General features: G+C 38.6%; 24 protein-coding genes. 17 read left to right on the top strand and 7 right to left on the bottom strand.

The genetic code is table 11. The features are described 5' to 3' along the window. Positions 1-37: 37 nt before the first annotated feature. The 9 genes from ACFSGI_RS12810 to ACFSGI_RS12770 all read left to right on the top strand — a co-directional run bounded on the left by ACFSGI_RS12810 (position 38) and on the right by ACFSGI_RS12770 (position 8,762). On the top strand, positions 38-778 hold the full coding sequence (locus tag ACFSGI_RS12810; protein ID WP_379283372.1) for a L,D-transpeptidase family protein: 741 nt from the start codon (positions 38-40) through the stop codon (positions 776-778). A 170-nt stretch (positions 779-948) separates the two neighbouring features. Further along, positions 949-2,499, top strand: coding sequence for a tRNA (N6-isopentenyl adenosine(37)-C2)-methylthiotransferase MiaB (gene miaB, locus ACFSGI_RS12805; protein ID WP_204824513.1), 1,551 nt, complete (start codon positions 949-951; stop codon positions 2,497-2,499). A 32-nt stretch (positions 2,500-2,531) separates the two neighbouring features. After that, positions 2,532-2,993, top strand: coding sequence for a YlbF/YmcA family competence regulator (locus ACFSGI_RS12800; protein ID WP_204824512.1), 462 nt, complete (start codon positions 2,532-2,534; stop codon positions 2,991-2,993). A gap of 160 nt (positions 2,994-3,153) precedes the next feature. Then, a complete protein-coding gene (locus tag ACFSGI_RS12795) occupies positions 3,154-4,194 on the top strand; it encodes a GNAT family N-acetyltransferase (RefSeq protein WP_204824511.1) in 1,041 nt (346 codons plus the stop codon). Between the two features lie 29 nt (positions 4,195-4,223). Then, positions 4,224-4,622: a PaaI family thioesterase gene (locus tag ACFSGI_RS12790; RefSeq protein WP_204824510.1), complete on the top strand. Its 399-nt coding sequence runs from the start codon at positions 4,224-4,226 to the stop codon at positions 4,620-4,622. A 71-nt stretch (positions 4,623-4,693) separates the two neighbouring features. Next, positions 4,694-5,467 carry an NUDIX domain-containing protein gene (locus tag ACFSGI_RS12785; RefSeq protein ID WP_204824509.1) on the top strand — a complete coding sequence of 258 codons (774 nt, stop codon included), beginning with the start codon at positions 4,694-4,696 and terminating at the stop codon, positions 5,465-5,467. Between the two features lie 48 nt (positions 5,468-5,515). Continuing rightward, positions 5,516-6,058, top strand: a complete 543-nt coding sequence (locus ACFSGI_RS12780) for a cysteine hydrolase family protein (RefSeq protein ID WP_204824508.1) — start codon at positions 5,516-5,518, stop codon at positions 6,056-6,058. Positions 6,059-6,149: 91 nt separating this feature from the next. Beyond that, positions 6,150-7,604: a nicotinate phosphoribosyltransferase gene (locus ACFSGI_RS12775; RefSeq protein WP_204824507.1), complete on the top strand. Its 1,455-nt coding sequence runs from the start codon at positions 6,150-6,152 to the stop codon at positions 7,602-7,604. A 159-nt stretch (positions 7,605-7,763) separates the two neighbouring features. Continuing rightward, complete coding sequence (locus tag ACFSGI_RS12770) at positions 7,764-8,762, top strand: acrylyl-CoA reductase family protein (RefSeq protein WP_204824506.1); 999 nt, start codon at positions 7,764-7,766, stop codon at positions 8,760-8,762. A gap of 206 nt (positions 8,763-8,968) precedes the next feature. Here ACFSGI_RS12770 and ACFSGI_RS12765 read toward each other — a convergent pair whose 3' ends face one another. Next, the gene (locus ACFSGI_RS12765; protein WP_204824505.1) at positions 8,969-9,481 is read right to left on the bottom strand and encodes a MogA/MoaB family molybdenum cofactor biosynthesis protein; all 513 of its coding nucleotides are present in this window, start codon (positions 9,479-9,481) and stop codon (positions 8,969-8,971) included. Between the two features lie 149 nt (positions 9,482-9,630). Here ACFSGI_RS12765 and ACFSGI_RS12760 point away from each other — a divergent pair, with 149 nt between their 5' ends. The 4 genes from ACFSGI_RS12760 to ACFSGI_RS12745 all read left to right on the top strand — a co-directional run bounded on the left by ACFSGI_RS12760 (position 9,631) and on the right by ACFSGI_RS12745 (position 14,407). Further along, positions 9,631-10,650, top strand: a complete 1,020-nt coding sequence (locus tag ACFSGI_RS12760) for a CobW family GTP-binding protein (RefSeq protein WP_204824504.1) — start codon at positions 9,631-9,633, stop codon at positions 10,648-10,650. A gap of 79 nt (positions 10,651-10,729) precedes the next feature. Continuing rightward, entirely contained in the window at positions 10,730-11,068 is a 339-nt protein-coding gene (locus tag ACFSGI_RS12755; protein WP_204825014.1) for a four-helix bundle copper-binding protein, read from the top strand. Positions 11,069-11,653: 585 nt separating this feature from the next. Next, entirely contained in the window at positions 11,654-13,363 is a 1,710-nt protein-coding gene (gene argS / locus ACFSGI_RS12750; protein ID WP_204824503.1) for an arginine--tRNA ligase, read from the top strand. Positions 13,364-13,477: 114 nt separating this feature from the next. Further along, positions 13,478-14,407 (top strand): S-layer homology domain-containing protein, encoded by a 930-nt coding sequence (locus ACFSGI_RS12745; protein ID WP_204824502.1) that lies wholly within the window; start codon positions 13,478-13,480, stop codon positions 14,405-14,407. Positions 14,408-14,563: 156 nt separating this feature from the next. Here ACFSGI_RS12745 and ACFSGI_RS12740 read toward each other — a convergent pair whose 3' ends face one another. Then, positions 14,564-15,730: an AI-2E family transporter gene (locus ACFSGI_RS12740; RefSeq protein WP_204824501.1), complete on the bottom strand. Its 1,167-nt coding sequence runs from the start codon at positions 15,728-15,730 to the stop codon at positions 14,564-14,566. Positions 15,731-16,073: 343 nt separating this feature from the next. Here ACFSGI_RS12740 and ACFSGI_RS12735 point away from each other — a divergent pair, with 343 nt between their 5' ends. Further along, entirely contained in the window at positions 16,074-17,345 is a 1,272-nt protein-coding gene (locus ACFSGI_RS12735; RefSeq protein ID WP_204824500.1) for a methyl-accepting chemotaxis protein, read from the top strand. 75 nt (positions 17,346-17,420) lie between these two features. On the opposite strand, the gene ACFSGI_RS12730 is transcribed toward ACFSGI_RS12735, so the two are convergent. Both ACFSGI_RS12730 and ACFSGI_RS12725 read right to left on the bottom strand, forming a co-directional pair. Beyond that, a complete protein-coding gene (locus tag ACFSGI_RS12730; RefSeq protein ID WP_204824499.1) occupies positions 17,421-19,556 on the bottom strand; it encodes an ABC transporter ATP-binding protein in 2,136 nt (711 codons plus the stop codon). 9 nt (positions 19,557-19,565) lie between these two features. Then, positions 19,566-21,311: an ABC transporter ATP-binding protein gene (locus ACFSGI_RS12725; protein WP_204824498.1), complete on the bottom strand. Its 1,746-nt coding sequence runs from the start codon at positions 21,309-21,311 to the stop codon at positions 19,566-19,568. A gap of 519 nt (positions 21,312-21,830) precedes the next feature. On the opposite strand from ACFSGI_RS12725, the gene ACFSGI_RS12720 reads away from it, so the two are divergent. Beyond that, positions 21,831-22,130 (top strand): HesB/YadR/YfhF family protein, encoded by a 300-nt coding sequence (locus ACFSGI_RS12720; protein ID WP_204824497.1) that lies wholly within the window; start codon positions 21,831-21,833, stop codon positions 22,128-22,130. Positions 22,131-22,240: 110 nt separating this feature from the next. Here the strand turns inward: ACFSGI_RS12720 and ACFSGI_RS12715 are convergent, their stop codons facing one another. From ACFSGI_RS12715 to ACFSGI_RS12705, 3 genes are all read right to left on the bottom strand, one after another. Continuing rightward, the gene (locus ACFSGI_RS12715) at positions 22,241-22,747 is read right to left on the bottom strand and encodes an ADP-heptose synthase (RefSeq protein ID WP_204824496.1); all 507 of its coding nucleotides are present in this window, start codon (positions 22,745-22,747) and stop codon (positions 22,241-22,243) included. 138 nt (positions 22,748-22,885) lie between these two features. After that, positions 22,886-23,338 carry a DUF441 domain-containing protein gene (locus ACFSGI_RS12710; protein ID WP_373461954.1) on the bottom strand — a complete coding sequence of 151 codons (453 nt, stop codon included), beginning with the start codon at positions 23,336-23,338 and terminating at the stop codon, positions 22,886-22,888. 115 nt (positions 23,339-23,453) lie between these two features. After that, positions 23,454-24,437: a YpdA family putative bacillithiol disulfide reductase gene (locus tag ACFSGI_RS12705; protein ID WP_204825012.1), complete on the bottom strand. Its 984-nt coding sequence runs from the start codon at positions 24,435-24,437 to the stop codon at positions 23,454-23,456. A gap of 305 nt (positions 24,438-24,742) precedes the next feature. Here ACFSGI_RS12705 and ACFSGI_RS12700 point away from each other — a divergent pair, with 305 nt between their 5' ends. Together ACFSGI_RS12700 and ACFSGI_RS12695 are read left to right on the top strand one after the other, a co-directional pair. Beyond that, positions 24,743-25,258, top strand: a complete 516-nt coding sequence (locus ACFSGI_RS12700) for a DUF3939 domain-containing protein (RefSeq protein WP_204824495.1) — start codon at positions 24,743-24,745, stop codon at positions 25,256-25,258. Positions 25,259-25,482: 224 nt separating this feature from the next. Then, entirely contained in the window at positions 25,483-26,166 is a 684-nt protein-coding gene (locus tag ACFSGI_RS12695) for an HAD family hydrolase (RefSeq protein WP_204824494.1), read from the top strand. Positions 26,167-26,305 lie beyond the last annotated feature (139 nt).

Below are 26,305 nucleotides of genomic sequence, written 5' to 3'. Positions count from 1 at the left end.
TCCTTATTAAAATCAAATGTACGATGGAGGAATAAAGATGCCGAATAGAAGCCTATTCAAATGGATATCGTTAGCGATCATTATATACACATTAAGTACGATTATGAATACAACTACATCTATCAGTGTCGCCGCATCTAATCCATCTGCAACGAACCAACAAGATGCTTATCAGCAGAAGCTTTTTCAGACGTTTGATCAATTGCATACTGAACAGGTTGTGCTCATCACTGCCGCACATAAGAATACAATTAAAGGGACGCTTCAGATCTACACCAAACAAAATGGACAATGGATATCTCAATTATCGGCAATACCTGTTGTCTTGGGTAAACGTGGTCTGGGCAAAACCAAAGAAGGTGATGGCAAAACACCACTAGGCACGTATTCATTAGGAACCGCTTTTGGTACAGCACCTAAGCCTGAAGGGTTGCAAGTGGATTATCAACAGCATACCGCTCAAGATTATTGGGTCGATGATGTTAATGCTAAAGAGTATAATCAAAAAGTAACAGAATCAGGAGATCCTAACCAACGCTGGGCATCTTATGAGAAAATGAATAATCCTCTTTATAAATATGGCATGGTAGTTAACTACAATATCAATCCGATTGTAAAAGGCAAAGGCAGTGCAATTTTTGTCCACAAATGGAGAAGTTCTAATCAACCAACAGATGGTTGTATTGCATTATCAGAAGCCAATTTGCTCAAAGTATTAAAAGCGATTGATCCTGCTAAATCACCTAAAATTCGTATCGGTACAGTAAACGCTCGTTAAATTGTAACAAAGTAACTTAGAACGTGAACCATTGTACTGGTGGATCAGGTACGATTTGACAGCTTTTTATAATAGAGTAAGCATGATATAATTAGCAGTAATGCTTTTTTAAGATGTTGGAAGAGGCATACAGAAACTTTAGAATGATGCTTACAGTGGGGAGTGGCAGCATGTCAAAAGAAATTAAGGATTATTCCAAGTATTTTGATTTTTCGGATGCTAAAGTTATTTCAGAAGATGAAAATGGCAAAAAAATTCGTATCCGAGGTCGGGAAATCCATATTATATCTGAACCGAATCAACGTGAAGAAAAGAAACGTGGTAAACAAGATGTACAAGTTGTCTATGAAGAAAGTATTCCAGAAGAACTACGTACCGTTGGGATAGGCAAGCATTATCTGGTCTATACATTTGGTTGTCAGATGAATGAACATGATTCGGAGACGATTAAAGGTATGTTAGAACAAATGGGCTACCAAGCCACAGAAAGTCGTGAAGAAGCAGATATTATTTTGTTAAATACATGCGCTATTCGCGAAAATGCAGAAGATCGAGTATTCGGTGAATTGGGTCATCTCAAAACATTGAAACTTGAAAAGCCCGGCTTATTATTGGGCGTATGCGGTTGCATGTCTCAAGAAGAAGGCGTTGTTAACCGTATTATGCAAAAGCATGGCTTTGTCGATATGATCTTTGGTACACATAATATTCACCGTCTGCCGTATTTGATTCAAGAATCGCTATTCAGTAAAGAAATGGTCGTCGAGGTCTGGTCCAAAGAAGGAGATATCGTCGAAAATTTACCGAAAAAGCGGCAAGGTATGCGTGGTTGGGTAAATATTATGTATGGATGCGATAAATTCTGTACGTATTGCATTGTACCTTTTACACGCGGGAAAGAACGCAGTCGACTTCCGCAAGATGTTATCGCTGAAGTGCGCGAATTAGCGCGTCAAGGATTTAAAGAAATTACACTACTAGGTCAAAATGTTAATGCTTATGGCAAAGACTTGACAGGTATGAACTATACATTTGGAGATTTGATGGATGATATCTCCAAAATTGATATTCCGCGTGTTCGTTTTACCACATCGCATCCGAGAGATTTCGATGATCGCTTGATCGAAGTACTGGCTAAAGGCGGCAATTTGGTAGAACATATTCACTTGCCTGTACAATCAGGTAGCAGTGCTGTTTTGAAAAAAATGAGTCGCAAATATACACGCGAGTTATATTTGGATCTGGTAGGTAGAATCAAAGCATCGATTCCGAATGCTGTACTGACTACTGATATTATCGTAGGTTTCCCTGGTGAAACAGACGAGCAATTTGAAGAAACATTATCACTTGTACGCGAAGTTGGTTTTGATTCGGCGTATACATTTATCTATTCACCACGTGAAGGTACACCAGCGGCTGTGATGGAAGACAATGTACCGATGGAAGTGAAAAAAGAACGACTACAACGCTTGAACCAAACGATCAAAGACTACAGCTTGATCGGTAGTGAAAAGTTCTTAGGTCAAGTGGTTGAAGTATTGGTTGAAGGCGAAAGTAAAAACAATGCAACAGTTCTTGCAGGGCGCACTCGTTCTAATAAATTAGTGCATTTTGAAGGATCAGCAGACTTGATCGGTCAATTCGTACATGTACAAATTACTGATTACAAAACGTTTTATATCAAAGGCGAACTGGTTGCTGAACCTGCTGTAGCCTATTAATTAAATTTGGGAAAGTAAACGGAGGATTGTCGATGGAGCATCATGATCGCAATGTTGAATCAACGACAGGCGGAGCACCACTTGAATTAAATACACAAGGTCTTTTTATTCGTGAAGATATTATGGCCAAAACCAAGCAATTGGCTGCGCTAATCTCAGAAAGTGAAGAAGTGGATCATTTCAAAAGAGCAGAAAAAATGATTCAATCTCATCCACGAATAGAAGAATTAATTCGTACGATTAAGAAAAAGCAAAAAGAAGTAGTTGCGTTTGAATCGATGAAGAATGAGAAAATGATTGCTAGAATTGAAGGCGAATTAACTGCTTTACAACAAGAACTGGATGATATTCCGTTAGTATCGGACTACCAAGAAAGTCAGGTCGAAATTAACGATATGTTACAAATGGTTATTTCAGTTATTCATGATACCGTTTCTGAGAAAATCAATGTAGAGAGCGGTAAGGATTCACCTCCATCGTCCTGCAATGACTAGAACAAATCCAAAGACGCGGAGCATATAGCCGCGTCTTTTTTTATTTTTAGAAGTGTATTTTTTTAGAACTCTATTTTGGAGTATCTTATTGGCTATCGCATAGCTATATGCCATATGATTTCGTATTCTTGACTCTATATGCAGAAAGAAGTGAATGGTCATGGAATCGTCTAATTATAGTTATGATTCTGTGTTAATCCGTGCTCAATCCAATCACGAATGTATACCTATTGCATTATTAATGCTTGCTGATCCAGATATAGAAGCTATACAGCGTTATAAGACGTATTGTCGTTGGTGGACAGCAGAGATAACGAACCATGTAGTAGGAGTCTGTGGAGTGCTTCAACGTACAGCACAAGAATGGGAAATTATGAATATTGCCGTCGAAGATAGTTATGAAGGTCAAGGTATTGGAAGCAAATTACTGGACGAAGTATTACAGCAACTCAAGCAGTACAAAGCTAAAGTGGTTACTGTAGCTACAGGTAATTCCAGTCTGGGAGCACTTGCTTTTTATCAGAAACATGGGTTTCGTATCGTAAGAATCGAACATGATCATTTTACAACTCATTATGAACAACCTATTATTGAAAATGGCATTATATGTCGTGATCAGATCATTTTGCAAAAAAGCTGGGGCGATTCTAACTCTCTGTCTTATCAGTATCCTTATAGCAAAGAACCTTATCTAGCGATGGTTGTTTCTGTGCGGATTGCTCAGATTCGCGATTCTGGTGCTCTGATTCGGATGAAGCAGAAATTAGACGAGCAGACTACATTTATGTTACTTGAGCCAGGCGAACGAAATCTTAACGAAGCAGAACAACGCGATATGATTCGTTATGCATTACGTAGTGCGAATTCGAATATTTTTCTAGCTGAACATGAAGGTCAGATTATTGGATATTTGGAAGCGATTGGTGGCAAAGTTGCACGTAATCGCCATAGTGTATATATTGTTGTAGGTGTACTTCAAGAGTATGCTAATCGTGGTATAGGGCGACGGTTATTTCAGACGATGATTCACTGGGCACAAGATCGTCATTTGCATCGTCTTGAATTGAATGTACAAGGTAATAATGAACGCGCTTTACATTTATACCGTTCATTAGGTTTTCGGATTGAAGGGATTCAAAAAAACGCATTAGTGGTAGAACATCGCTATGTCGATTTGATACAAATGGGATTGTTATTGTAACAAGCCGTTTTGAATAGGAGGAGCATTTTTTGACACATTGGGATGAGATTTTAAAAAAAAGCGAACAATTATACTGGGGATTACTAGGTTGCCGGCTTATAGCCAGTGAACAGGATTATATTACGATAGGACTTACAGCAACACCTCAACATCTGAATCATATGCATATTGTACATGGTGGAGTACAGATGTCGATGATGGATCAAGTGATGGGGATGTTATCGATGGCGATTCAAGATGGACAACCTTGTGTAACGACAAATATGAATACTCATTTTGTAGAGTCGATGAAAGAAGGCGAACTATTTGCGACTGCTCGTGTTCTTCATTTGTCTGGCAGAACAGTCACTTTACAAGCAGAAGTATCCAATGCAGACGGAACAGTAGGAGCGATTTCAACTGCAACATTTATAGCAACTCGCAAATAAAGATTGACCTATCTGAGAGAATCATTCATAATGATATTATCAAATAGATAAAATGAACAGTGGTGATAACGATGACGGATAACAGCAAACAGCATTCGTACGATGTCAAAAAGTATCGTACGCCCGATGGCGCACCAGCCGATATTGTCATGTTTACTTTGACTAAAAAAGAGCGGAAGACTTTTACTAAAACATTACCTTTGCGTGAATTGAAAGTAATGTTGATTCGTCGCCGCTCATGGCCATTTGCCGGGAAATGGGCGTTGCCTGGTGGATTTTCGCACGACGATGAATCGTTATTTGAAGCAGCACAGCGTGAACTCAAAGAGGAAACAGGAGTAGATGGTCGCCATCTAGAATACCTCGGTGTCTACAGCGAACCAGGGCGTGATCCTCGTGGTTGGATTATCTCTCATGCGTTTTTTGCTCTGGTAGAAGAACAGGTTTTGGAGAAACGGCAAGCGGCTGACGATGCTGAAGAAGTAGGTCTATTTACGATCGAAGAAGCTTTGGAAAAGTTAGAACTTGGATTTGACCATCATGATATTATTCGTGATGCTTATATGCGGATTCAAGAACAGATGCTGAGTACAGTAATCGCCAAAAAGTTTTTACCGCCGGAATTTACGCTAAGTGAATTGTATCAGGTGATCAAAGCCGTTGTTCCTGACTTTGAAGAACCGAACTTTATTCGCAAAATTACTTCGACACGTAGTCGTAAAGGGATTATAGAAGAGGTTCACGATGAAGAAGGGAACTTGTTGAGTTCTAATCAATATTCTCAGCGTCCTGCACAATTGTATCGTTTTACAGGTCTTGTACCACGTCTTTCGATTTATTCGTAAACACATTCTGAATCGTTATTTTTATTTCGATATCTGGAGGCGTATATCATGAAAGCTCTGATTGTAATTGATTATACACGTGACTTTGTAGATGGTGCTTTACCTGTAGGGCAACCTGCAATCGATATTGAACCACGTATGGTAGAACTGACAGAGACATTTGTCAATAACGATGATTATGTAGTGATGGCTGTTGATATGCATGAGCCTAATGATATATACCATCCAGAGACGGCTCTGTTTCCACCGCATAATATTCGCGGTACAGCAGGTCGAGAATTGTATGGTGGATTGAGCGAAGTGTATGCGAATCATCAACAGCAGATCGTATGGATGGACAAGACTAGATATAGTGCGTTTGCAGGTACTGATCTTGAATTAAAATTACGTGAGCGTGGTATTACAGAAGTGCATTTAATTGGAGTATGTACAGATATTTGTGTGTTGCATACAGCAGTAGATGCTTATAATAAAGGATTTAAAATCGTGATTCATACCGATGCAATAGCAAGTTTTAATCCAGAAGGGCATCTATGGGCAATCAGTCATTTTGAACAAAGTATTGGTGCAGAGCTTATTGATAGCTATTAATGTGCAATGATTCACAATTCTGCTTGTGCAGCAGAAAGACGTGCAAGCAGAATTGCTTTAGCATGATCAACAATGAAGAGGTGACATGGTGATGAATGAAATGGGACTGGCTTTACATACAGATAAGTATCAGATCAATATGATGTATGCGCATTGGATTAATGGTACGCATCATAAGAAAGCAGTATTTGAAGCTTATTTCCGCAAACTTCCTTTTGGTAATGGATATGCTGTTTTTGCAGGTCTGGAACGGATTGTGAATTATATAACCAACTTGAGTTTCCGAGAAGAAGATATTGCTTATCTGGCAGAACAGGAAGAAAACTATGACGCGAAGTTTTTAGAAGAATTGCGCCAGTTCCGTTTTCATGGCAATCTGTTTTCGATGAAAGAAGGGGCAGTTGTTTTTGCAGATGAGCCATTGATCCGCGTAGAAGGTTCGATTATAGAAGCACAGTTGGTAGAAACAGCTTTACTCAACTTTATGAACTATCAGACGCTAATCGCTACCAAAGCTTCACGAATCAAGCAGGTGGGCGGTAATGATATTCTATTGGAATTTGGTACAAGACGTGCTCAAGAAGCAGATGCAGCGATCTGGGGAGCTAGAGCAGCCTATATCGCAGGCTTTCATGCCACATCTAATATGTTAGCAGGAGCCAGATTCGGGATTCCGACCAAAGGAACACATGCTCATGCTTGGGTACAGAGCTTTGGCAACGAACAAGAAGCATTTGATCGTTATGCCAATGCGATGCCAGACGGAGTAACATTGCTGGTTGATACATTTGATACGTTAGGTAGTGGGGTTCCACATGCGATCAAAACAGCCAAAGATTTAGAAGCTCGTGGTAAAAAGATGGTCGCGATTCGTCTGGATAGTGGTGACCTTGCTTACTTATCGATTCAAGCGCGCAAAATGCTAGATGATGCAGGATTGTCTTATGTCAAAATCGTGGCTTCTAACGATCTCGATGAAAATACGATCTTGGATCTGAAATCGCAAGGCGCACGTATTGATACATGGGGCGTAGGCACACAATTGATCACAGCATCCGATCAACCTTCTTTGGGTGGCGTATACAAATTAGTAGAATGTGAGATCGATGGCGAAATGGTACCAACGATCAAAATCTCGGCTAACCCTGAAAAAGTATCAACACCAGGAACGAAAGAAGTATATCGGATTATCAATCCGACTAATGGTAAAGCTATCGCGGATTATATCTCTTTCCCTGATGAAAAAGAACCACTTGAAGGCAAACGTCTTAAATTGTTTAATCCGGCACATCCGTATATCCGTAAATATGTATCAGATTACAAAGCGGTTCCGATGTTACAACCTATTTTTATCGAAGGCAAGCAAGTGTATACCATGCCTAACTTGGAAGAAATTCGTGCTTATCATATAAGTCAATTGGATGAGTTCTGGCCTGAATATTTGCGTAAATTAAATCCTGAGATTTATCGTGTAAATGTAAGTGTGAAAGCTTGGGAAATGAAGCAGAAATTGCTTGCACAGTATTTACCAGAAGAAGAATTGTAATGTATAGGTAATCGGATACCAGACCTGCCTTTTTTATAAAGGTGGGTTTTTTGGTTATATTACGTAAGAGAGTGTAGCTGATAGAGTGTATAATTTATCGCTGTTTTGTTATAGGTTAATCATTATAATTAACAAGGGAATACAGAAAGGATGAATCACATGGAACAGACATTTCGTGCTTTTGTGTTAGAAAAGACAGATCAAGAAGTTACAGGCGGGGTTCAACAATTAGAATTGAATCAATTACCTGAAGGTGCTGTAACGATTAAAGTATCTTATTCCGATGTAAATTATAAAGATGGACTGGCAAGTATTGCAGAAGGCAAGATCGTGAAGCAGTATCCATTTGTACCGGGTATAGATCTAGCAGGAGAAGTAGTAGAGTCTAGTGATAAACAGTTTGAAGTAGGCGATCAAGTGTTATGCACCGGCTATAAGCTGGGTGTAAGTCATTACGGAGGGTATAGTGAATATGCTCGCGTGCCAGCAGAATGGTTGATTAAGCTACCTCAAGGATTAAATGCGAAAGAAGCTATGATTATCGGCACTGCTGGTTTTACCGCTGGCATGTCTGTTGATGCATTGATTCAGCATGGGGTACAACCAGAAGATGGGCCTATTCTTGTCACCGGAGCTACCGGCGGAGTAGGTACAATCGCAATATCGATTCTAAGCAGATTGGGCTATGAAGTATATGCAGCAAGTGGCAAAGCCGATCAGAAGGAATGGTTAACTCAACTGGGAGCATCCCACATCATTTCCAGAGAAGAAGCAGAGCAGACCGTACAAGGCCCATTAGGTAAATCTACATGGGCAGGTATTATTGATCCTACAGGCGGTAAAGGATTAGGAGAGCGACTCAAATCGTTAACGTATCGCGGGGTAGTTGCAGTATCTGGAATGACCGCTGGTAATGATTTTGAAAGTTCAGTCTTTCCGTTTATTTTACGCGGAGCGCATCTGATTGGGATCGATTCAGTGTTCTGTCCGTTAGAGATTAGACAACGAGTCTGGAAGCATCTAGCAAGCGACTGGAAGCCAACAACAGCAATTGATCAAGCAGTTACTGAATATACTCTAGAAGAGATTCCACAAGCGTTAGAAACGATTCTGGCAGGGAAAGCACTAGGCCGTCAGTTAATCAAAGTAATATCTTGAGTTGGATCTGGTATCGTCATATTAACTCATAGGTAAAATAGCAAAAGTTAACTCCTAACTAAAATAAAAAAAGCACACTGGCTATTAGTCGCAGTGTGCTTTTTGGTATATTTTTTTGATCATTAAGCATATCTACAGCAGGTAACATCAACACCGTATATACAGCATCATGTAGTAGCAGAATATCAGTTTTTCGTAATTTCCGATTATTTTTTATAAATTTCTCGCATCACATGACCTAATTCGGGAATAATAATGCGTTCCATCGCTAGCTTGACAGCTCCTCGTGAACCGGGCATAGAGAATACAGCCGTTCCTCCGATCGTACCAGCAATTGCACGACTCATAATCGCCGCCGAACCAATATCTTCAGTAAAACTCAAAAAGCGGAAAATCTCTCCAAAACCAGGTAATTCTTTAGTCAAAAGGCTTTGTACCGCTTCAAATGTTACATCTTGCGGAGCTATTCCGGTTCCACCTGTTAAAAGAATCGCTTCTACGTCCGCGCGCTCTGCGGCATCATGAAGCAATTCACGAATACCTACATAACTGTCTTTGACGATCGTATAATCTATAACCTCATACCCATTTTCAGTTAAAAGGGATTGCAATAATTGTCCACCAGTATCGGTTTCTATCGTACGTGTATCAGATACTGTAATCACCATACAGCGTACAGTATTAGGTGCTTCTGCGCGGTGTTCATCAACAGATCTCATATCATCAATCACTCCTTTGTTCTCGTTCAAGCATCCTTGTCATTGTAACACAGGTGACGATCAATCATGAACACTTGCCAGGTCGGTGTATAATAAAAGAGTAGAAGTAAAATCAATCAAGTAAAGAGGTAACAACAAGGAGGATATCAATGACAACACCTGTATATATTTTATCTGGATTTCTAGGCAGTGGCAAAACGACATTGCTTCAACATATGATTCAAGAATGGAAAGCTCTTGGCAAAACACCTGCTGTGATCATGAATGAGATAGGTGATGTCAATCTAGATGGTATGATGGTAGATCAAGATGTGGCGATGGCTGAATTGCTTAGTGGATGTATCTGCTGTTCTATTCGTGCCGATCTCAGTATGGAATTGTACAATCTGATGGAGACCGAAAAGCCTGATGTTATCATTATCGAAGCATCAGGAGTAGCGAATCCGATCGAAATTCTAGATGCGGTTACAGAAACTTCATTGTACAACCGGATGGAATTGAAAAATTTAATAACTGTTGTTGATGCGGCTCATCTATGGGAATTGTATCAAGAGCAAAAAGGCAAAACGTATCGTCTTATGCAAGAACAAATTCGCTGTGCTTCTGTATTGATTTTGAATAAAAGCGATCGTGTCGATACCGAAACAATTACCAAATTAGAAGCTATTTTACGTGGCTGGAATGCGTACGCGCCTATTCATACGACCGTACGCTGTGATGTGCCAAGTACAATGTATACAGACCTTTCCTCTGTAGTAGATGCAAAGGAAACAGTAGACAGACATAAGTCTACTTCATCTGCTACTGAACACCATCGCGATCACTCTGAACATCATCATACTCATGATCATTCAGAGCATATGCATGGTTCTCATAGTCATGTTATGGCGTACACGCATTATTTTGAGCATCCTATCAATAGTGAAGATTTTGAGAACGTGATTCGGTCTTTACCAACTGAAGTCTATCGTGCAAAAGGGATTCTAACATTTAATGACACTGCAAGTCGATTTTTGTTCCAATATGCTTATCGTGAAATGGATTTTATGAAGATTACTCCACAAAAAGAAGTGCCAGATGTAGCTGTATTTATCGGTGAACATTTCGACAAACGGCAGATACAGGAACAGTTGTTAGCATTAGAAGAGCAAGCAGCTAAATTATTGTAAGTATACAGTTTCAATATGAGTATAGCCGGGGTAATAGTTCGATATAACTATTACAATCGTAACGGAGGTCATACTAATGATGACTAATCAAAAATTATATCATGCTCATATTGAAGCTTGTGTCGAGGCTATGAATGCTTGTAACCTTTCTTATGTAGCTAATTTGAAAGAATATAATCTTGAGAAATTATGTGAATGTATTCGTATTACTCGTGAGTGCGCAGAGATCTGCTCGTTTACCGCACAATCGTTAAGTCAGGGTAGTCAATTTGCAGGTGAAATCGCTGAATTATGTGCAAAAGTATGTGAAGCTTGTATCGCTGAATGTGCTAAGCATGATAATCAACATTCTCGTGAATGTATCGAAGCTTGCCGTTATTGTGTAGAAATGTGTAAAGATTTAATGGTAGCGGTATAATCTACTACTTTATACATAGATAACTTTATATTAATATTCTATTTGTTAAAGGCCTTTGCATATTTGCGAAGGTCTTTTTGTTTAATTTTTATTTGTATTATGATTGTCGATATACTATGGGTAAAGTCAAATATATTCAAAAATAAAGTTGCTTCAACCTAACATAGTATGTATAATACATTCTAACTTTAATATTTATCGTTGATGAACGAGAGAGTAGCCATAACGATTATTGTTTGAGCAGCGAGCCGGGAGAGTGAGAGCCGGTAAAACATTCGTAGGTGAACCGCACTCGGGAAATGACTTATTGAAAGGGAAACGCAATTCTATATTTGCGAACCTGTATAGATAAGTCCGGCTGACACCGTTATCGTAATCAAGTGACAGTGAAGTTGATCAATTGGGCAGGATAAAATGTCTTGATGGATTATCTATATACTGTACAAAGAGTGGTACCGCGGGAATGCTTATCATAAGCACTCGTCTCTTAAGTGATAATTCACTTAAAAGACGAGTGCTTTTTTGCTTTTCATTCCGATGATTTTTGTTAACGTACCATTATATGATACAAAGGAGATCAGAACAATGAAATTAGCATCTTTTTTCAAACAACAAGCAGTTGCCATACTAGAGCCATTAATATCACTTCCCGAAGAACAGTGTATACATATGTTAGAAGTTCCACCACAGATCGAAATGGGTGATCTGGCATTTCCTTGTTACCTGCTTGCCAAAACATGGAGACGTTCACCTCAAGCGATTGCTGTTGAACTTACAGCATCTATTCAAAACCATTCTGCTTCTTTTGTTCAAGCTACTGCTGTAGGTGCTTATGTTAATTTGAAGTGGAATCGTGAGCATTATGGAGCTCAATTATTATCCAGCTTAGAAGAAAAGCAAAATACAGAAATTGAAATTGGCGCAGGTCAACGGATTGTGATCGATATGTCATCACCGAATATAGCAAAGCCATTTGGAGTAGGGCATTTGCGTTCAACAGTGATCGGAGCAGCATTGCATCGAATCTACGAAGCAGCAGGATATGAAGCTATAAGAGTCAATCATTTAGGAGATTGGGGCACTCAATTTGGCAAATTAATTACAGCCTACTTACGCTGGGGTGATCCACAACAGCTCAAGCAGCATCCGATTCGTGAATCGTTAAGAGTGTATATTCAATTTCATGAAGAAGTGCAACAAGCACCAGAATTAGAAGACGAAGCAAGAGAATGGTTTGCTAAATTAGAGCAAGGTGATGCTCAAGCGCTTGAATTATGGCAGTATTTTGTAGAAGTGAGTATAGAGTCGCTTCAACCAATGTATCAGCGACTGGGTGTAGAGTTTGATTATGTTTTGGGAGAAAGTTTTTATAATGATAAAATGCCAGCAGTTATAGAACAATTGCAAAGTAAAAGATTGCTAGTCGAAAGCGATGGAGCGCAGGTCGTCAGGTTGGATGAGCATCAATTACCACCATGTTTGATTTTGAAATCAGACGGTACAACGATTTACCCTACACGTGATCTAGCTACTGCTATTTATCGTAAAGAAGTGATGGGCGCAGATCAGTTGGTCTATGTAGTTGGTGGAGAGCAAAGTCTTCATTTTAAACAAGTCTTTGAAGTGCTTCACAAAATGGGTTATACATGGGCAAAAGATTGTATCCATGTATCGTTTGGATTGATGAAAGTGGATGGCAAAAAAATGTCGACACGTAAAGGCAAAGTTGTCTTTTTGGAAGAAGTACTCGATGAAGCTGTCGAACAGGCAAGACAAATTATTGCTGAAAAAAGTCCAAATTTGCCAGATAAAGAACGTGTAGCAGAGCAAGTAGGTATTGGTGCAATTATTTTCGGTGATCTCAAAAATAATCGTCAAAACGAAATTGATTTTTCATTACAACAGGCAGTCACCTTTGAAGGAGAAACAGGGCCTTATATTCAATATACGTATGCTAGAATCCAGAGTATTTTGAGAAAAGTAACCCCAAATAAAAGTGCTCTCGACCCCACAATATCAAATAATCTCTGGAGCAATGAAAGTTGGGCTTTGTTGGTTCATTTATCTACCTATACACAGCAATTAGAGCGCGCTGTTACTCAACACGAGCCATCGATTTTAGCTAGATATATTATCGAAACGGCAAAGCTATTTAACCAATTTTATAATAAAGATCGGATAATAGATGCACCTGTAGAATTGCAAAATCAGCGTGTAGCCTTAACGTTACAAACGGGATTATATTTAAAAAGGGTCATGACGTTATTGGGAATAGATACTCCTGCTCAAATGTAAGACAAGATTAAAAAGGTGCAACAAATAATTACTTCTGTGCGTCTAGGGCATTGTAAGGTTGAATACAGATCAACTATTCAACAACAAACCTATTCAATGGAGGGAATATAATATATGTGGAATCATAAACAAAAAGCAGTAGCGGTATTAACGTTATCACTGGCAATAGCAGGGGCAGGAAGTGCAAGCGCAGCTTCTACTTTTACAGATGTAAAAGATAAAGATAACCAGACGATTGTCAATGCGTTACATGATAAAGGGGTTATTAATGGAGTGAGTTCAACTCAATTTAAGCCAGACATGACACTAACCCAACCACAAGCTATTCAAATTTTAGTAAAAGCATTTGATCTAAAAGGTGATACAACAGAACCGGGCGACGATCTAGCACGCAAAGCATGGTATACCGATTCTTTACGTATTGCCAAAGCAAACAACTTATCATTGCCAGCTACATTCAGTGCTGAGAAAACTGTAACTCGTGAGCAATTTGCACTGTGGTTACATGAAGCTATTAATGTAACAGGTAATTATCCTGCTACAAAAATGTTTGTCGTTTTTACCGATCAAGATAAAATTAGCAAAGCAGCTTCAGGAGCTATTCAAGATTTGGTAAATATGAATGTGATTGATCGCAGTACAGCGGGTAAAGCATTTATGCCAACTAAAGAGATTACACGTATGGAAGCAGCAGAATGGGTATATCATGGTGTACAAATGGTAGATCGCTACAATAAAGCAAATGACGATACTACAACGCCTACACCAGGCGAAACGGATGGTGGTCAAATGGGTTATGATCCAGAACTTAGTGTTGCACCTGCAACTACAGCAGATCAACAAACAGTAACATTAACGGTACAACTTCCCAACCCGGGATACTCGGTCAAAATTACAGATGTAAAATTAACCGATGATAAACGAGCTGTTATTAGCTATGCTACAGACAAACCAGCTCCAGGGGAAATGAATCCTCAGGTCATTACAGAAGGTAAAGTAACAACGAATATACCGGTAGGTTATACACCGGAACTAGCAAAATAAAACGGTAATTCTGTATATCTACAATTTCAATAACTTTTCTATATCAAAAAAGACCTGAATTCTACTGTGCTTACTTAGACAGTCGATACAGGTCTTTTTTGATTACTTTTTAGTTTTATTACTTTAATGAAGAAAATCGTAATCTACTTTACAATATTAAGGCTTAATGACAGGTGGTTCAGTTGCCTTTTTAGTCTCATATAGATTGGAACTAACTTTAAACCAATCAAATAGATGAGTAACGATTACTTTGAGAACAGCATATCCAGGAACAGCTAACAATATCCCAACCACTCCGAACAATTTACCAGCTGTTAAAATAACAAAAATAATCGTAATAGGATGCACTTTAAGCGATTTACCCATAATTTGTGGTGAGATCAGCTTACCTTCAACTAATTGGACAATCGTCCATACAATCACCATTTTAAGTAACATAAATGGTGAAGTCACTAATGCGACGATCAAGGCAGGAGTAATCGCAATCGCAGGCCCTAGATACGGAACAATACTCGTACATGAAGCTACAATAGCTAATACTAATGAATAATCGAGTCCAATAATCTGATAACCGATATACAGTAAAATCCCTATACATAGACTCACAATAATCTGTCCACGAATATATGAACTGATTTGATGATTCATTTCAGACATAACTTTGCCTGTCTGACTGCGTAATGTAACCGGTACAAATTTCATAATAAAGCCTGGTAATTTGGCTCCATCTTTTAGTAAGTAAAATAAAATAAAGGGTACGGTAACGATAGATAAGATCGTTTCTGTTAATGCTCCCAAAAATCCACCAATACCGGTAAATGTCTGATTGATAATCGAAGACCCTTTTTCAGATAAATTTTGTACCAGATCATTAGGATTGATACTAAATGTATGTTGAATTTGTTTGGAAACATCTCCGCCTAACCAGTATTGAATCTGATTGACGATACCATCATAAAAGGCTGGAATATTGCGGATCAATTCTCGAATCTGTGTCTGAATAACAGGAATCACAAGACTAACAATTAATACAATAAGACCGATAATAAGAAGGTATAGCAAAATGATGGAATAAATTCTTTTTACTTTGCGTTTTTCCAGAAAATTGACTAATGGATTTAATAAGTAAAACAAAATACCACTTAAAACGATTGGTAAAATAACCGTTTTGATCAAAACAAATAGAGGAGTAAACACATAAGGTATTTTGGAAAGTAAAAAAATATTTAGCGAGATTAATAATAAGACGAGTAAAAAAATAACAAACCGATTGTTTAGAAAAAATAATTTGAATCGCTCGCTCCAAAGCCGAGTTCGTTCCATAGTGATTCATCCCCTTTGACGACGTTATGCTCTAATTAGGTTGGTGAAAAAGCTTTAAGTTAAGAATAGCTTGCTACAAGCAAGAGAGCAAGTTACATATACAAGGATATGAAAAAAGACACAAAAATCATTATTGCGTCGAAAGACTCATAAAATTTACTTTGCTATGACTTTTATCACACCGATTTTGCTTATTATTTGCTAAAATTTAAATTAATAAGTGACTCAAGTGATACAAAAGCAACTAGAAGTAGGAGCAAAGTACGGATCATCTTTTGACTCATTATCCAGTATATGACCTTATTTATTTCTACTCTAAATCTTAGATATATGAGGTGTATTCATGAAATTATCTTTAGGTTCAAAGTTAGTATTGAGTTTTATCGGCGTGTCTATTATTACGTATGGAACGAGTGCATTTTTTATTTTTTACTTGAAAGCGTATTTAGCAACAGAGATGAGTGATTGGTTATATGTATCTATTATATTGCTAATGGGTATTACATGGAGTGGGATATTAGGATTTGTGATTTCTAAATTTTTAACAAAACCAATCGTTAATTTATCCAAAGCCGCCAAACGTGTATCAGATGGCGACCTGATGGTAGAGATTCCAGAGCGTCGTGAAGAAGATGAGATTAAAGTGCTTAATGATGCCTTTCGCGTTATGGTTACTAATATTAAAGATATAATTAACGATATCTCGAACAATACGACAACCACATCTCATAATGCAGATAATCTAAGTCAATCAATCACCGAAGCCACAAGCCAGATTGAGTCTATGGCGGCAGTAGCAGATGATATTTATCATGGTGTCGGCAAGCAACGTGAGTCTTCTGAATCTTCGCTTCAAACAGCAGAGCAGATGTTAGGTTCTTTTCAAGAAATGAAAGAAAAGTCGTCTCATATGCGCGAATTGTCCAGCAATATGGAGCAATCAGTAGAAGCAACCCAACATATTTTTTCATCGTTAAAATCAGGTATGAGCACCCTTGCAGAATCTCAGACGCAAGCTGAACAAACGGTACGTCTATTGGATCATCAAGCTTCTGATATTGGTGCTGTTACAGGAACCGTCAAAGAATTAGCAGAACAGACTCATTTATTAGCGTTAAATGCTTCGATTGAAGCCGCTCATGCAGGTGAGCATGGCGCAGGATTTGCAGTAGTAGCGACAGAAATCCGTAAATTGGCAGAACAAAGTAACGATTCTGCGCAAAAAATTCATAGTCTGATTATGGCAGTACAATCTCAGATCCATGATACCGTGCAATTGATTCATAATCAAAATGAACTGGTACAAAATGAAACATCCAACACGCACAAAGTAGAATCGACACTGATTGAATTTGCAAATGTAGTCTATGAATTTATGTCTGCTGTTCAAGGAATGGAAGATTCGATCACTGAACAAACCGATCGTGTAGAATTAACATATCAGAATGTGCATACGATTCGTCAAATGGCTGATAAATTTTATGAAGGAGCCAAACAAATCTCGATGGCTACTCATGAAGAAACAGCTATTATGGAAGAAATCTCATCATCGTCTGATGAATTAAGCATGATGACCAGTCGTTTATTAGAAAAAACAAAAGCGTTTTCGTTGTAAAAATTGAAAGAATAAGTAAATGAAAAGAAGCTTGCGTGATCCATATCTAAGGATCATACAAGCTTCTTTTGTTTATTATGTGGTACGTCCAATCAGATGTGTAGGAACAGGGACTTCTTGGTCTTTGGCAGACTCTGTACCATCAGCGATAGCGTTAGAACCAGCACCTACTTGCATTCGGTACATCTGACGGTAGCGTCCATCGATCTCCATCAATTCGTCATGGTTACCACGTTCAACAATTTCACCGCGGTGTAGGACTAGAATCTGATCGGCACTACGGATAGTGGATAAGCGGTGAGCAATAATAAAAGTCGTACGACCTTTTTTCAACACATCCAAAGCCGATTGAATCAAAGCTTCAGTCTCTGTATCAATATTGGCTGTCGCTTCATCCAGAATCAGAATCGCTGGGTCAAAAGCAAGTGCTCTAGCAAATGAAATTAATTGACGTTGTCCAGCCGACAATGTACTTCCTTTTTCCATAACAGGTTCATCATAGCCTTTAGGAAGGTCAGACAAAATCTGCTCTGCACCGACATCACGTAATGCTTGTTCGATGCGCTCGCGCGAAATTTGTTCATTTTCCAAATTGACATTAGAAGCAATCGTTCCTGTAAATAGATACGGATCTTGCAATACAATGCCCATATGTTGACGTAACCATTGTTTGGGCAATTGTTGTACATCTTGTCCATCAATCGTAATTCTACCTTGCTGTGGATCATAGAAGCGGAACAGTAGATTAATGATTGAACTTTTACCAGAACCTGTATGACCAACCAGAGCAACAGTTTGACCTTGCTTGGCTTCAAAGCTGATATGCTTGAGAACAGGATCTTTTTTATAAGCAAAGGTTACATCTTTAAATTCTACGTTACCTTTGTAACGAGGCATTCCACCATCGGTAACTTGCTCGCCTTTTTCATCCATTAATTCAAATACACGTCCTGCTGATACCATCGATAGATCGAGTGCAGCTAGCTGATTGACCATACCTGTAACCGGCTGGAACAATCTTCCCAATACATCGACAAAAGCATACAGAACTCCTAGCGAGATGACGCCTTCAACTCCACCTAATGCAGAAGCACCGAAATACCATAATACGATAGCAAATGTAAGACTACGCAATACATTGACTAGATTATGCGAAGTAAAAGCATTGAGATTTAGCATTTTGTTCTGATAGAAAAGGTAATCGTTATTTAGGTTTTCAAATTCTTCTTGCGTCTGACGTTGCTTACGGAATACACGAATAATCGACATTCCTTGAATCGATTCATTGATAATAGCGTTAATTTCACTAAGTCTAGAACGAATAATCGTATTGTATTTGGTTGCAACTTTGCGGTATAACACAATCCACAACACAAGCAATGGAACCACAAACAAACAGATTAGACCCAGTCGAAAGTCTAGTAAAAACAGTGCAATATAGACACCGATCATATATACAATTCCTGAACTAAAGTTAGCCAGTACTGCGACGAATAAATCTTTGACTGCTTCGGTATCATTAGTAATACGTGATACTACTTTACCAGCAGGTAGATTATCGAAAAAAGGAATCGGTAATCGCTGAATATGAGCATATAAGTCCAAGCGCAATTGCTGAATCACTTTGTTGGCTGACGATTGGAGCCAGTACGTTTTTCCGAACTCCATAATAATTGTAATGAGCAAGAATACAAAATACCATCCAATCAGCTTATAAATACCAGGTAATTCTGGTTGGTAAAATGCAAATAGCTTGTTAGCTGTTAATGGAACTGCTGGATATTGTGCAGTACTCTGGTTATTTTGAATCGTTAACACACCATTGTTGTAGGTACGTTCACCTTTAGTAGATTCAACAGCACCTTCAATAAAATAAAAGCTCGTTCCACTTTGGATCACATGAGCCTGTGCGCCTTTGGTTTCGCCTGCTGTCCAGAATCCTTCGCGTTTATAATAATTGCCGTTATACAATACAGCATTGGTACTAGAAGAAGTCTGATAAAAAGGTTGTTCAATCGCAAACAAATGATTGTCGATAATATTTTTAGCGATAAAAGGGCCGGCAAGTTCAGCCCCTACACCAATCGCTAACATAATCAAAGCGATAATAAATGTTTTTTTCGAACGTAATGCATATTGATAAAGCCTTTTGGTAATTGTTTTGTTATCGAGCTTCGTTGTCGGTTGCTCGTTATAATCTTGAGTCTCCAATAAAGACACCTACCCCTCTAAGGAATCTGCCAGTTGCTGACGTTCATATTGCTCACGATACCAGCCATCAGACTGTAGCAATTCAGCATGAGTTCCTTCTTCAATAATTTTACCGCGATCGAGTACTACGATATGATCTGCATGTTCTACCGCTGATAGGCGATGAGTTGCGATTAGTGTTGTTTTACCCGCACGTTTGGTACGGATATTTTCGATAATTCTGGTTTCGGTACGAGCATCGACAGCAGATAAAGCATCATCCAGAATCAGTACTTCAGGTTCAGCGATAAATGCACGCGCAAGCGACACCCGCTGTTTCTGACCACCGGACAAAGCCACACCGCGTTCACCGACAATCGTATCCAGACCATCGGAAAGGGTATGCAAATCTTTATCAAATGCTGCGGTATGAATCGCATTCAATACTTCATCATCGGTTGCATCTGATTTGCCGAAGCGGATATTTTCACGCACACTGCGAGAGAACAAGATCTGTTCTTGCGGAACATAACCGATCCATCCATGCAATTGGTCTTTGGCGATATCGTGGATAGATACACCACCAATTTCAAGTTCACCTGTTCCTGTAGGATATTCATAGAGTAGTTGTTTGAGTAGGGTAGACTTACCACTACCTGTTCTACCGACTACGCCTAGCGTTTCACCGGCACGAATCTGTAGATTCAGATGCTCTAGATTATCCACTGTAGAAGTTGGATAACGGAACGTGACATCTTTAAATTCAATCTTATGAAGCGATGGAACATGAACTGGTTGAGTGATATCTTCTACATCCGGTTTGACATATAGAACTTCGTTGACACGATCTAGCGAAGCGCTACCACGTTGCATTAAGTTGATCAATTCACCTATCGCAAACATCGGCCAGATCATCATTCCCAGATACAAGTTAAACGATACAAGATCACCAAGTGTCAACTCATTATGAAATACCAGATAGATTCCATAACCGAGTGCAATAATATAACTTAGTCCAACAAATAATCGAATTGTTGGTTCAAATAATGCATCTACCATAACAACGCGTAAGTTTTTGCGATAAACATCATCAGTAATCTTTTCAAAACGATTCTCATCAAAACGTTCTTGTACATAAGCGCGAATTACGCGAACCCCTGCGACAGATTCAAGTACCTGATCGTTCATATCTCCAAAAGCATCTTGTGCTAGTGTGTAACGTTCATGTACTACTTTGCCGTAAATCGCCATCGCAAGAGCAATAAAGGGCAGAGGAAGAATCGCAGCGATTGTTAATTTCCAGCTAATAACAAATCCCATTGCTAACAATATCGTTAACAAAAAGAATGTGGAATCCGTAAGCGTCAACATTCCGAATCCTACAGTCATAGAGACAGAACGTAGATCATTGGTAGCGCGAGCCATCAAGTCACCTGTACGATTCCTTTCAAAAAAAGGTGGAGTCATCCGCAAGAGATGAGCCATAAATCGAGTCCGTAAAAGACGTTCTACTAGATTCGATCCACCGAATAGACTGTGCATCCATACATACGTAATTCCATAAATAACAACTAAAATAACTAACGTGACTGAAATATAATAAACCAATGAAGAGACAGTAATCGTTCCTCCTGAAATCTCATCAATCGCACTTCCTAACAGCTTGGGAGGCGCTAATTCAAGCACGCCGGCAATGATCAATAAAATAACACCGATCAAATACCGCTTTCGTTCACGACTGAAAAACCAGCCTAAATTTTTGAAAACTGCAAACATATACTCACTACCTTTCTTTCGAACACTGGTCAAAATCCACATAAAAAGACACGTCGTCTGCAAACGCAAACGACGTGTCTTGTATGGACATCATATAGCGCGATTGCTGAGCAACCGCCATATGATAAATAGATATCATTGTGGATAAAGATCAAGCGTGATTTAAAGTACACAATCTACTTGAAGAATTCCATCTGCTGGGGTGCTCCGATATTTAATTGTGATAAAGCTACGGGAATATACGCGTCAGTATGTACGTTCATCATTTTATCCATGGAGATTCACCCTTTCTTCTCAAATGTAGTATGCAGATGGTAATAACTTCTAAATTAGTACCTGTCTGCTGTTGATTGTATCATTGCAATTTTTGCATTGTCAACGTAAAATTCATAAAATCTTCATATTTTTTTAATACATCGCTTTTTTGCTACACAGAAATGAATAAAAAAGCAATCGTAATATCGTGTTATAATAGAGTAGAGCATAGAGTAAAGGTAAAAAAGAGAGGTGGTATAAATCATGAGTATAGTTGTATCTGATGAAGCCGCACGCTGGTACAAAAAAGAATTGAGTTTGGCTGAAGGCGATGCAGTTCGCTTTTATGCACGATACAGCAGTAATAGTGAAATTCATCCTGGATTTTCATTAGGTATTTCTGTAGAACCACCAGTGAGTCCGGCACTAACGCAGGATGTTGAAAATATCCATTTTTATATGGAAGATCAAGATTTATGGTATATCAACGGATATCAATTGAATGTAGAATATATTGAACATGAAGATGATATTCGGTACGCGTATATGCCGGAATCTCAGTAAAACGAACGGTATTTTTGGATCATCGGTTCAAAAAAAGCTTCTTCCTTATAAACAGGAAGAAGCTCTTTTACGTATGTTATCTTAGCGTACATATCTGTATTTCTATCCATTTAGACGGTAGGAGTGCCTTCAAGAGCAAAAGAGAAGTCTTCAATATCATACACTTGAACAGGAATTTTGGCTTCTATGATCCGATGAATCATTTCAAATTGATCGGTTAACATAGGAACTTCTTTTTTTAGAGCAGACAGGATCATTTCGGTTTCAATCGGATCAAATGATTCGCCATAATGAGCATTATCCATCGCATTGATAATTTTCAATTGTACTTTTTCACTGAGTAAAATCGCTGAACTTTGCGCCCAGGGAACATTCAATGAACGTTGAATTTTCTTTTTGTTTAGCGGTTCTTCGAAATAAGCAATCAATTGCTGAATTCTTGTTTTGACATACTGGTTCTCGTTGTCTTCATTCATTAGAGGTTCAGTACTTTCAGCAAATTCGTATAATTCCATAATACTTGTGTATGGCACAATATATTCTACCGGTTTTTCCGGATCAAGCAGTTGACCATAGATAGCGATCATAACCGCTTCAATAACAAAAGTTTGAGACATAGGTGTATCCTCCTGGATGATGCTAACACATTCAATATAAGCATTTTATCATCGATTCATATTTAGAAAGTATAACACACCTAAGCCTATCGGATAAGCATAATCGTGCAATAGAGTTTGTGCTAAATAGAACGGTGGTTATGATTTCCCTATTAATAAAGAAAGCAGACCTGCTGCAATCAATGGCCCAACAGGTACACCTTTGAAAAAAGCTACACCGATCAGCGTTCCAATTAACAATCCAGCGACTACTGTCGGTTGATTGGTCATTAATATAGTTCCTCGTCCACCTAAGTAAGCGACAAACAAACCAATTCCAATAGCGGCAAGTGATTTCCAACTTAAAAAAGAAGAAAGGATCGTATCTAGTGAAATTTTGCCACTTGCTAGTGGAGTCATGACACCAATCGTCAAAATAATAATACCGATCGTTAACCCATATTTCTGTAACCACGGAAAAGCTTGATGCCAGCCCAAAACACGAATAAGCAATAAAACAAGCATAGCAATCGTGACTGTAGAGTTGTTCCCGATAATCCCGAGAGCCACAAGCACTAACAAAATAATTGCTGGTGTATCAATCGCAGCCATTTTGATAAGATCACTCCTTTCATTATGTCTTTACATAGCAAAATGCCCGCCTAAGCGGACACTTTTTACAAGTAAACAATCAGCATGTACTTTATCTGTATTGATACTAGAGTGATTAATGAGCCAGTTGTTTATGAATATGGTTAGCAATTTTGTTACCATGACGACGACCGGTTTCAATAAATACTTCATTAGCATTACGACCAGAAGCAATAACGCCGGCTACATAAAGACCTGGGATATTGGATTCCATCGTTTCCAGATCGAACTTCGGTTTATCCATATCATCGCTCATTTCAATACCGGCAGAAGTGAGTAATTTACGATCAGGATGGAAGCCTGTCATTGCAAGTACGAAGTCATTTTCGATAGTGGCTGTTTCACCATCATTTTGTGTGATAACAACTTGAGATGGAGTAATCTCGGTTACTTTAGAGTTAAGATGAAGAGTGACATTGCCTTTAAGCACCTGAGCTTCAAATACAGGACGTACCCATGATTTGATATTTTGAGAAAGATCGCTACCCCGGTAGACCATATCGACATGTGCACCTACACGTACAATCTCAAGTGCAGCATCGACAGCAGAGTTACTTCCACCAATTACGGTTACCTTCATACCTGCATAAGGATGAGCTTCGCGGAAATAGTGAGTGACTTTATCCAATTCTTCGCCCGGGATTCCCAGATAGTTAGGATGATCAAAATAACCTGTAGCCAAAATCACTTTGCGTGCTGTATAGGTTTTGTCTTCGCCATGACGATTGGTCGTCTGAATTGCAAACGTACCATCTTGTAATGGTTGCACTTCAAGTGCTTCGGTATAAGGTTGAACACGTAGATCATAATGACCTGCTGCACGACGATAATAAGCTAAAGCTTCATGACGGAAAGGCTTATCATATGGAGTTGAAAATGGTAAATCTCCGATTTCTAACAATTCAGCAGTACTAAAAAATTGCATATTTGTGGGGTACAGATAAATAGAATGTACCATATTATACTTTTCGATCAATAATGTCTTCATGCCTAAGCGTGTGCATTCGATTGCAGCAGATAATCCGCAAGGTCCTGCACCGATAATAATTACATCTTCTATCACAGTGGTCTAGCTCCTTCCATAATCTCTTTTCTGTATAAACGATCTATATCCGTTCAGAACGTTATTAAAATAGAACCATATTTATCCTACCTTAATATGTTATAAATTTCTAGCATACTTAGGCACATAGACACAATTTGCTACTCAAAACGCACAAATTTGTAAAAAGTTGAATCAATATATGTTAAATGAGGTACAATGATAGTAAGCACAAAAAAGTTAGCAGCTTTCTTTACACGTATCTGAAAACGTTTTCGCACTCGATCGCTTAATAATCCCAGTTTGAGGGAGGAGAGACCGATATGTCTGTACTTGGACTATTTAGAAGAAAAGACAAAGAAGACGTCAATAAGTTACCATCTGTTCATGTCACCTTAGATGAGTTGCGTTGTGCAGTATTGCAATTTGAACGCGAAATGGATAATGGTATCAATCGTACGGTGTTGATGAAGGAAGACGGAAGTCTCGATCTACCGCGAATTGCTCGCTATTTAGGTGGAGTCAGCGATCAGAAGTTTTATTTATCGCGTGAGACTTTTGAAATTTTTGCAGAAGAAGAACAATCTATTCCGTATCATTTGGATCGTGTACAGCTTGCTGTTGATGATTACCTGAATGAAACTGGAAAATTGCCGATTGTAGAAGATTCTGTGTATTTTGAAGTGGATTGCCGTATGCTATATCAGCAACATTATTTGCACGAGATTCCTGAATTTAAATTGTATGTAACCGATCAAGAAATGATGGTTACCCATCGTCAACCTGTAGCATTACCTGATGTCAAAGCACAGGAAGATCATTCTTACGTATTATTGTAAAATTCCTGCTACAGTATAACGAAGTGATAACTAAAACAGAATATTCACAGATCAAAGAGAACACATTCTCTGTAAACTGTATACTTAATACAACCCGTTTGATCTTAAACGGGTTTTTTGCTGTGATCATGTATGTCCTATACGAGACAACAGCGAAGTTCAATAAGGTTTGGTATACTTTCAGAAGAACGTCTATTTTATTTACATATAGGAGTGAATAAAGCATGAAAATTAGTGCAGTTATTTTTGATCTAGACAATACATTAATGGATCGAGATTATACGTTTCGAGCCTTTTCACAAAAGCTGGTAGCAGATTATTTAGGTCATATAGATGCAGAGAAAGCAAGAGATATTATAGGCTATATGCGTATCGCCGATGCTGACGGATACCGACCTAAACGCGGATTTTTTGAAGAATTAGTGCAACTCCTACCTTGGACAGATAAGCCTACGGTAGATGAATTATTTGCTTATTATACAGAGCACTATATGAAAGAAGCTCGTCTGATGAACCATGCGCTTGAAGCTATCCAATCATGTAGAGATCAAGGCTATAAATTAGGCATGTTAACCAATGGAACGCATGAAATACAATACGGTAAAGTAGAGCATTTAGGGTTAGAACCTTACTTTGATGTGATTCTAACGTCAGGTGAAGCAGGGATCAAAAAGCCAGATCCGAAGATTTATGAGATGGTATTAGAAAAGTTAGGTACAACCGGAGAAGAAACGATATTTGTCGGTGATCATCCTACCAACGATATCTGGGGAGCTTCTCAATCAGGAATGCGCGGCATTTTCCTGCGTCGAAGTTTTGAGTGGGATAAGCAGTTGGGTGTAGAACCCTGGTATGTGATTGACGAGTTGAACGAGTTGGAAGATATTTGGCAGGGAGTTAAGAGATAGTATTAGGTGTTATGATCTAGTTTTACAGATAATAAATAAAGCAAAAGACCTTTAAATAAGGTCTTTTTTGTCTTTTAATGAAAAATGAACTATTTCTTTAGAAAAATATATGGTACTATATGCTTACTTATTTACTTTA

Source organism: Paenibacillus nicotianae, assembly GCF_042681745.1.
GTDB classification, from domain to species: domain Bacteria; phylum Bacillota; class Bacilli; order Paenibacillales; family Paenibacillaceae; genus Saccharibacillus; species Saccharibacillus nicotianae.
This window is presented reverse-complemented; position numbering and strand designations above follow the sequence as displayed.